Here is a 7370-nt window from a genome sequence, read left to right as displayed (position 1 = left end):
GGCACGCGCGCCCCGGCACCCCCCCCCCCCCCCCCCCCCGCCCCCCGCCCCCCCCCCCCCCCCCCCCCGCGCGCCCCCCCCCCCCCCCCCCCCCGCACCTCGACCCGCTCCCCGGCGGTTCGTCTTCCCGCGGTCCGGGCCCACTCGGTTCGTCTTCCCGCGACACGCCGGGAGGCTCGCCCGGGCGGGGGAGTCTCCTCACCCGTTCACTCGGCACCGATCGCCGTGCGGCTCCCGCACTCCTAGCGTCCGAAGCACGATGCGCGACCGAATCCGCGTCACATCCGTGCCTGGCCGCGCCGTTTCCGAGGAGTAGAGGAGTCCACCATGCGTCCGAAAAACGTCGCGGCCGCGACCGTCCTGACCGCCGCCACCCTCCTGCCGACCGCACTCGCCTTCGCCCTCGCCCCGGGCGCCGCGGCGAACAACAGCGGGGGCCGGCTGGTGGCCTCCGTATCGCCGACCACGGTCGCACCCGGCGGCCGCGTCGGCCTGAACGTCGAGGGCTGCGGCACCCGCACCGGCACGGCGCGCTCCAGCGCCTTCGGCACGGTCAACCTCACGCCCGGCAACCTGGAGGCCACGAACCTCTTCGGCAGCGCCACCGTCCACCGCAACGCGAGCCCCGGCACGCACACGGTCACCTTCCAGTGCGACGGCCTGGGCGGCCGCACCACCACGGTCTCCCTGCACGTCACGCCGGGCGCGGCGCGCGGCGGCCTGGGCGGCAGCATGGGCCAGGTCAGCCCGGGCGAGATCGCCATCGGCGGCGCCCTCGTGGCCGGCGCCCTGGGCGCGGGCGTCTGGTACCTCCGCCGCCGCGCCGAACCCACCGCCTGACGCCCCGGGGGCGCGGGCCACACCGCCAGCACCGGCCCGCGCCTCCGGCCCGGCACACAGCCCGCCCAGCCGGACGGCCTACCCCTCGGCAGCCGCAGCAGCCGGCCCATGCCCATGCCCATGCCCATGGCCCTGGGCATGGGCATGGGCCCCACTCCCCCGCACCTCGATGCCTTCGAGCAGCTCCCGGGTGGCCTCGGCCACGGCCTCGACGGCCCGCTCGAAGACCTCGCGGTTGTGCGCCGCAGGCGCCCGGAACCCGGATACCTTCCGCACGTACTGCAGCGCAGCGGCCCGCATCTCGTCCTCGGTCGCCTCGTGCGGAATCGCCGGCGGCCGCAACGTCTTAATACTCCGACACATACCCCGAGTATCCCCACCCCCACCGACACACGCCCGGACCAGCAGAAAGCCCCCTCACCGCACCGGCAAGGGGACTCTGCACACGGAGGTGCGGACGGCCGGTGACCGGCCGCCTCCTGCATGACCCCGCAGAGGGGCTGACGTGCCGCGCCCCGGCACCTCGGTGCTACAGCTTGCTCATCTTGGCGTAGGGGCTCAGGATCCGCTCCCGGACCGAGCCGAAGTCGACGAGGGCGGCGATCCCGGCCTCGATCCCGATCACACGTCCGAGCCCGTAGACGTCGTGCGTGACCTGGTCGCCCACGGCGAACTGCTCCGGCGGCGACGTGACGGGAGCCCTGAAGGGGCTCGTGGGCAAATGGCGCTTGGGTACTACCGGCTTTGTCATCCAGCCCAGTATGTGCCCCCGCCCGCGTCCGCAGGAGGGTCTCGTTCGTCACTTCCCGCCAGGACCGCCCCACAGACCGCCAAAAGGCCCCCGGCCGACCACCGCCGGGGGCCTTCTGCGCTCAGATGGTGACCGGGCCGCGGGCGGTGGCGAACTCGACCGCGACCAGACCCGGCTCCTCGTCCTCGACCCAGGTGACGTCGATCTGGTCGAGGGGGTGGTCGGCCGGTTCGCCGAGGAACTCGGCGATGGAGGCGGCGTCACCGGCGATCGAGACCCCGTGGATGCTGGTGGAGGTCCGCGGACCGGCGCTCGGTCGCTCCTCGGCCGGGACCAGCCACTGGAGGAAGTAGGGCAGTTGCGGGTCCTCCATCAGCTCCAGCAGACCGATCTGCTTCCACCTCAGGTCGAACCCGTCGGGGCGGACCCGGTGGCCCTCGGCCGACGTGCGGCCGAGCCGGGCCTCGACCGGGGCGATGTCGTCGACGGAGACCACCCAGCCGAGCCAGCCGCCGCCCTCGGCGGCGCGGCGCGCGACCGCCTGCCCGAAGGGCGCGCGGTCGGCGGCGGGGTGGTCGAGCGTGGTGACGACCTCGACGTAGGTGCCGCCGCTCAGCGGGAGGATGAAGTTGCGGGTGCCGAACCGAGGGTGCGCACCCCCGTCGACGAACCCGGCGCCGAGGGCCGATCCGATCCACTGGACGGTCGAGACGAAGCTGTCGCGGGCCACCGCATAGGACACATGATCAAGTCGCACGGCGCCATCATCCCCGGACGACCCACCCAATCCCCGACGCCACGCCCACCACCCCACCACACCCCCCGAACCACAACAAAAGACCCCCAGCCGATCGCGGCTGGGGGCCTTTCACTGGTGGGCGCGGACGGTTTCGAACCGCCGACATCTGCTTTGTAAGAGCAGCGCTCTACCCCTGAGCTACGCACCCGTGGAACGAGGAGACAGCCTACATGGAGGCCATGCCCCTGACGCAAACCCGTTCGTGTGGGGGACAATGAACCGGGGCACGGTGGGCGTGGTACGGGGTACGGGAGAGGGATTGTGACGGCGACTTCCCGGCGGTGGTTCGGTGGGCGGGACGAGAGCCGACGGGCCGAGGCGCAGGCTGCCAAGGATGCCGCCGCGGCCGCGTTCTACGAGCTGGACACCGCGCAGCGGGACCTGCGGATCTCCATCGAGACCATCGTCGCGGCCGACGGGTCGCCGGCGGCGCGCCAGGCGTCGGAGGGGTTCACCGCGCTCGGCCACCGCATCGACCAGGTCAGTCACGTGTACATCGAGACCGTCGACCGGTACGACCTGGACCGCCCCGAGCTGGAGGCCGCGGTCGCCGGCCGGGCGCGCGGGGAGCTGGAGCAGGCCCGGGACGAGCTCGTACGGGTCAAGGGCGAGCTGGACCGGTTCGCGCAGGGTCTCGAGCCGTTGCTGCGGAACGCGGAGACGCAGCTGGCGCGGGTCGCGCCGGCGCGGGAGCGGGCCCGGGCGGCGTTGCTGGCCGCGAGCGACGCGCTGGACGCGGTGCGGGCGGGCGGGATGCGGGCGGACGACCTGGCGGCGCGGCTCGCCGCGCTCGCGCCGGAGCTCACCAAGCTCAACCAGGGCGCCGCGCAGCACGGCGTACAGGAGACGGTGCAGCGGGCCGACCGGATCCTGCGGGACGCCGAGGCCGTGCGGGCGGAGGCCGAGCGGCTGCCGGAGCGGGCGGCCGAGATGGACCGGCGGCTGGTGAGCCTGCGGACCCGCGCCCAGGCGCTGCACACCCGGGCCGGACAGGTGGATCCGGTGCTGAGCGAGTTGCGGCGCCGGTTCAGCGCCGCCTGCTGGCAGGACCTGCAACAGGTTCCGGACCAGGCCGTGGAGAGCGTACGGCGGGCGGAGGAGAAGCTGGGCGAGGCGGCGGCCGCGCGCCGCGAGCAGCGCTGGGCCGACGCGACGGCGCTGCTCGGCACGATCAGGGCCCTGCTGGACTCGGTGGACGAGGCCGTCTCGGCGGCCGGGGACCGGCTGCGGGCGCTGGACGCCGTGGCGAAGGATCCGCAGCCGGAGGTCCAGCGGACGCGGTTCGCGATCCGGGACGCGCAGCGGCTGGCGATGGAGGGCCGCAGCGTGCCCGATCCGCGGCACGCGCGTCCGCTGGACCAGGCGGTGGCGCGGGTGGACCGGGCGGTGGCCGGGCTGGAGGGCGTACACCCCGACTGGTGGGGATTCCTGCGGGAGATGGAGGACGTGCGGGCCGCGGTCGGGCGGGTCGTCACCGAGATCCGTTCCCAGCGCGGCACCGGCTGAGCCCGGACCGCCCCGTCCGCGGTCGGCGAGCAGGCTCCGGACCGCACGTCCGTGGTGGGGGTGGCGGCTCCGGATCTCCCGTCCGTGGTCGGCGGGCCGGTTCTGCGCCGGCGGTGGCCGTGGGCGGCGGGTCGGACGTCCCTCGGGGGCACGGTCCCGCTCGGCCTCCCGCTCGGCCTCCTGGCCGGTTGTCCGTCGCGCGCTCGCGGCGGATGCTGGGAGGTGCAGGGAACGGAGCAGAGGAGGGCGTCATGGCTGCCCACGTTTTCCACCGGCCCCGGCCTCGTACGTCCCACGCAGCTCCCGTGCGGCCGGAGTCCTACGAGCCGCACGCCGCGTACGGGTGCACCGAGCCGCACGAGCACTACGCGCCCTACGTGGCCCACGAGCCGTACGGGCCGCCACCCGAGCCGGAGGGGCCCGGCCTGGTGCAGCGCCTCACGCACCCCGTCACCGCGCAGCTCGTCGAGCACCTGCCGGCCGACCACAGGCTGAGCAAGGTCTACCGGGTGGGCGCGGGGCTGACCGGCCTGCTGCTGGTACTCTTCGGCATCCTCGGACTGACCGACAACATCGGCTTCTTCGACACCGGCGGCGACCAGGTCCTCGGCCTGAACACCAACGGCGCGCTCAGCGTGCTGTCGATCTGCGTGGGCCTGCTGCTCTTCGTCGGCATGGTGATCGGCGGCAACTTCGCCTCGACGCTGAACATCGTCCTCGGCGTGGCCTTCATCGCGAGCGGCTTCGTGAACCTCGCGCTGCTGGACACCGAGCTGAACTTCCTGGCGTTCGAGATCGAGAACGTGCTGTTCAGCTTCGTGGTGGGCGTGATGCTGATGTGGTTCGGGATGTACGGGCGGGTCGGCAGCGCGCTGCCGCACGACAACCCGTACTGGCGTGCCAGGCACCCCGAGCAGGCCGCCCGCGAGGAGCGCAGGATGACACCCGAGATGCGGGCCGTTTCCCGCCGTTAGCGCGTCGGGGCGAGGTGTCCGGGCGTCGCGGCAGGGCGTCGTCCGCGCGTCCGGGCGTCGCGGGACGCCCGCCCTGTTTTGCTTATTTACTATTACTTATGCAAATCTTTGCCTGTCTGGGGTGTCAGGGGAGACAGGAACAGACGACGTGAGCGACGCCGCCTACGCGGGCCGCGGCATCCACCGCACCGCGGTCGAGGGCCTGGCCCGCAGGATCTTCGACGGCAGTCACCCCGAGGGAGCGGTCCTCGAACTGCCCGCCCTCATGACCGAACTCGGCGTGAGCCAGACGGTGCTCCGCGAGGCCGTCAAGGTGCTGACGGCCAAGGGGCTGCTGGACGCCCGCCCGAAGCGCGGCACCTTCGTCCGGCCGGCCCGCGACTGGAACCTGCTCGACGCAGACGTGCTGCGCTGGAAGCTCGACGCGGGCCCGCCGGACTGCTTCTTCGCGGACCTGCTGGAGCTGCGCCGCTCGGTCGAGCCGGCAGCCGCCGCGCTGGCCGCCGACCGCGCCACCCCGGACGACTTCGCCGCCCTGGAGGGCGGGCTGGCCCTGATGGCCGGCGCCGGGCGCGACCCCGACCGGCACGCGGAGGCCGACGCGGCCTTCCACACCGCCCTGCTGGCGGCCTCGCACAACCACTTCTTCGTCCAGATGCAGCGGGTCATCGTGCCGCCGCTCATCGAACGCGATCGCAAAGTCCACGCCCAGACCTTCGAGGACCCCGTCGGCATCCACGCGGCCGTGGTCCGGGAGATCAGGACCGGGGACCCGGACGGCGCGTACATGTCCGTGCTCGAACTGCTCGACGTGGCCCAGCGGTACCAGCCCGCGGCGCCCGCGCTCGGGGCCTGAGTCCAGGCCGCCGGCCCAGGAAGGAAGACCATGGAGTTCACCGCTGCCCTGAGGGAGGAGCGGCTGGTCGCGATCGTGCGGGGCAAGGACCCGGAGGCCTCGTTCCGCACCGTCATGACGCTGGTGGAGGAGGGCGTTCCGCTGGTGGAGGTCGCGCTCAGCGGGGCCGGCGCGCTGGACGTCATCGAGCGTGCCCGCCGCGAACTGGGCACGGAGGCGTGGCTCGGCGCCGGCGCGGTGCTGACCGCCGGGGACGCGCAGCGCGCCCGGGACGCGGGGGCGAACCTGCTGGCCGTACCGGCCCTGGGCCCGGGCGTCGAGGAATCCGTACGGCAGGGCGTGCCCGTGCTCGCCGGGGTCTCCACGGCACGGGAGGTGGCCGCGGCGGACCGGGCGGGGGCGGCCGCGCTCACGCTGCTGCCGGGCTCGGTCGGCGGCCCGGCGTACCTGCGGGCGCTGCGCGCGCCGTTCCCCGACCTGCCGTTCGTGCCGGTCGGGCGGGTGGACGCGGAGCGGGCGGGCGAGTACCTGCGGTCGGGCGCGATGGCGGTGGGCGTGGGCGCCCCGCTGGTCGGGGACGCGGCGGACGGCGGCGACCTCGGGGAGCTGCGGAAGCGGGCGGCGCGGTTCAAGGCGGTGTGCGCGTGAGCGTGCTGACCTTCGACGCCGCCCTCGCGGGCGCCCTGCGGGCCGCCGGGACGGACGCCACGGTGGCGCCGTCGCGCGCCACGCTGCTGCACCGTACGTACGAGGAGACGCGCCCCCGCGTCCTCCACCTGACCGGCACCGCCGCCACCGCCTCCCCCGAATCGCTCGACACGGCCGGCCTGGCGCTCCGCCTGGCCGGCGAACGCTCGGCCCTGGTGTGCCTGGAGGTGGACCACCGGGCCGCAACGGCCGGCGGAACGGCACCCGGGACGGCCGCCGGGACCCTGCGCGCCTGGGCCCCGCGCGCGGACGCCCTGATCGCCACGGAGGGCGGGCTGGCGCTGTGCCTGCCGGACCACACGGCCGGGGACACCGCGGCACGGGCGGGGGTGCTGCTGGCGCTCGGCGTCGGCGAGGTGCTGGTCAGGCACGAGGACGGCGCGGTGACGGCGTACACGGAGGACGGCTCCGCACACCGGGCCGGCCCGCCCTCGGAGGCGACCCCGGCGCCCGCCGCGACCGGCGACCCGGCCTGCACCGCCGCCCCCGGCCCCACCGCCCCCGCGACCGCCGCCTACCTCACCGCCCTCCTCGGCGGCGCGCCCGCGCACGTCCGGGCCGCGCGGGCGGCCGCCGGGGGACGGAGCGCCTCCGCCGGGGGATGGAGCGGCCCGCCCCCGGCCCCGTAGCCTGTGCGCATGCCTCGTTACGAATTCCGCTGCCGCACCTGTGGGGACTCCTTTGAGGTGAGCCGGCCGATGGCCGAGTCCGCCGCCCCCGCCGCCTGCCCCGCCGGGCACGACGACACCGTCAAGCTGCTGTCGGCCGTCGCCGTCGGCGGTACGAAGTCCGCTCCCGCGGCCCCCTCGGGCGGCGGCTGCTGCGGCGGCGGGGGCTGCGGCTAGGCCCTGTCTTTCGGATCAGGCCGGATCAGGGAGCGGGGCCTGGTGCGTGCGATCGCAAGGCGGAGGAGGGAGTCAACGCGGTGGGGGTACC

General features: G+C 74.8%; 10 protein-coding genes and 1 tRNA gene. 7 read left to right on the top strand and 4 right to left on the bottom strand.

Annotated features, from left to right (window positions below; translation table 11 throughout):
* Positions 1–327: 327 nt before the first annotated feature.
* Positions 328–840 carry a hypothetical protein gene (locus ACIQUR_RS07615; protein ID WP_403659909.1) on the top strand — a complete coding sequence of 171 codons (513 nt, stop codon included), beginning with the start codon at positions 328–330 and terminating at the stop codon, positions 838–840.
* A gap of 78 nt (positions 841–918) precedes the next feature.
* Here the strand turns inward: ACIQUR_RS07615 and ACIQUR_RS07610 are convergent, their stop codons facing one another.
* The 4 genes from ACIQUR_RS07610 to ACIQUR_RS07595 all read right to left on the bottom strand — a co-directional run bounded on the left by ACIQUR_RS07610 (position 919) and on the right by ACIQUR_RS07595 (position 2538).
* Positions 919–1203, bottom strand: coding sequence for a DUF2277 domain-containing protein (locus tag ACIQUR_RS07610; protein ID WP_403659906.1), 285 nt, complete (start codon positions 1201–1203; stop codon positions 919–921).
* Between the two features lie 166 nt (positions 1204–1369).
* Positions 1370–1591: a hypothetical protein gene (locus ACIQUR_RS07605; protein ID WP_403659903.1), complete on the bottom strand. Its 222-nt coding sequence runs from the start codon at positions 1589–1591 to the stop codon at positions 1370–1372.
* 121 nt (positions 1592–1712) lie between these two features.
* Entirely contained in the window at positions 1713–2348 is a 636-nt protein-coding gene (locus ACIQUR_RS07600) for a VOC family protein (RefSeq protein ID WP_403659900.1), read from the bottom strand.
* Between the two features lie 115 nt (positions 2349–2463).
* Positions 2464–2538, bottom strand: a tRNA-Val gene (locus tag ACIQUR_RS07595).
* Positions 2539–2651: 113 nt separating this feature from the next.
* Between ACIQUR_RS07595 and ACIQUR_RS07590 the strand changes: the two genes are divergently transcribed.
* The 6 genes from ACIQUR_RS07590 (at position 2652) to ACIQUR_RS07565 (ending at position 7279) form a co-directional block, all read left to right on the top strand.
* Positions 2652–3896, top strand: a complete 1245-nt coding sequence (locus tag ACIQUR_RS07590) for a hypothetical protein (protein WP_403659897.1) — start codon at positions 2652–2654, stop codon at positions 3894–3896.
* A gap of 251 nt (positions 3897–4147) precedes the next feature.
* The gene (locus tag ACIQUR_RS07585; protein WP_403659894.1) at positions 4148–4870 is read left to right on the top strand and encodes a DUF4383 domain-containing protein; all 723 of its coding nucleotides are present in this window, start codon (positions 4148–4150) and stop codon (positions 4868–4870) included.
* A gap of 148 nt (positions 4871–5018) precedes the next feature.
* Positions 5019–5726 carry a FadR/GntR family transcriptional regulator gene (locus ACIQUR_RS07580; RefSeq protein WP_403659891.1) on the top strand — a complete coding sequence of 236 codons (708 nt, stop codon included), beginning with the start codon at positions 5019–5021 and terminating at the stop codon, positions 5724–5726.
* A 30-nt stretch (positions 5727–5756) separates the two neighbouring features.
* On the top strand, positions 5757–6374 hold the full coding sequence (locus tag ACIQUR_RS07575; RefSeq protein ID WP_403659888.1) for a bifunctional 4-hydroxy-2-oxoglutarate aldolase/2-dehydro-3-deoxy-phosphogluconate aldolase: 618 nt from the start codon (positions 5757–5759) through the stop codon (positions 6372–6374).
* Positions 6371–7063, top strand: a complete 693-nt coding sequence (locus tag ACIQUR_RS07570; protein WP_403659885.1) for a hypothetical protein — start codon at positions 6371–6373, stop codon at positions 7061–7063. Before ACIQUR_RS07575 ends, ACIQUR_RS07570 begins: the two co-directional genes overlap by 4 nt.
* Positions 7064–7072: 9 nt before the next feature.
* The gene (locus ACIQUR_RS07565; protein ID WP_399951611.1) at positions 7073–7279 is read left to right on the top strand and encodes a zinc ribbon domain-containing protein; all 207 of its coding nucleotides are present in this window, start codon (positions 7073–7075) and stop codon (positions 7277–7279) included.
* Positions 7280–7370 lie beyond the last annotated feature (91 nt).

Origin of the sequence: Streptomyces sp. NPDC101132, from assembly GCF_044759225.1 — a bacterium.
Classification (GTDB): Bacteria; Actinomycetota; Actinomycetes; order Streptomycetales; family Streptomycetaceae; genus Streptomyces.
Note: the sequence above shows the minus strand (reverse complement) of the source record. Positions and strands in the feature narration are given on the sequence as shown.

Coding starts and splice junctions, on each gene's coding strand:
- ACIQUR_RS07615 (WP_403659909.1), top strand. CDS start 328: ATGCGTCCGAAAAACGTCGCGGCCGCGACCGTCCTGACCGCCGCCACC.
- ACIQUR_RS07610 (WP_403659906.1), bottom strand. CDS start 1,203: ATGTGTCGGAGTATTAAGACGTTGCGGCCGCCGGCGATTCCGCACGAG.
- ACIQUR_RS07605 (WP_403659903.1), bottom strand. CDS start 1,591: ATGACAAAGCCGGTAGTACCCAAGCGCCATTTGCCCACGAGCCCCTTC.
- ACIQUR_RS07585 (WP_403659894.1), top strand. CDS start 4,148: ATGGCTGCCCACGTTTTCCACCGGCCCCGGCCTCGTACGTCCCACGCA.
- ACIQUR_RS07575 (WP_403659888.1), top strand. CDS start 5,757: ATGGAGTTCACCGCTGCCCTGAGGGAGGAGCGGCTGGTCGCGATCGTG.
- ACIQUR_RS07565 (WP_399951611.1), top strand. CDS start 7,073: ATGCCTCGTTACGAATTCCGCTGCCGCACCTGTGGGGACTCCTTTGAG.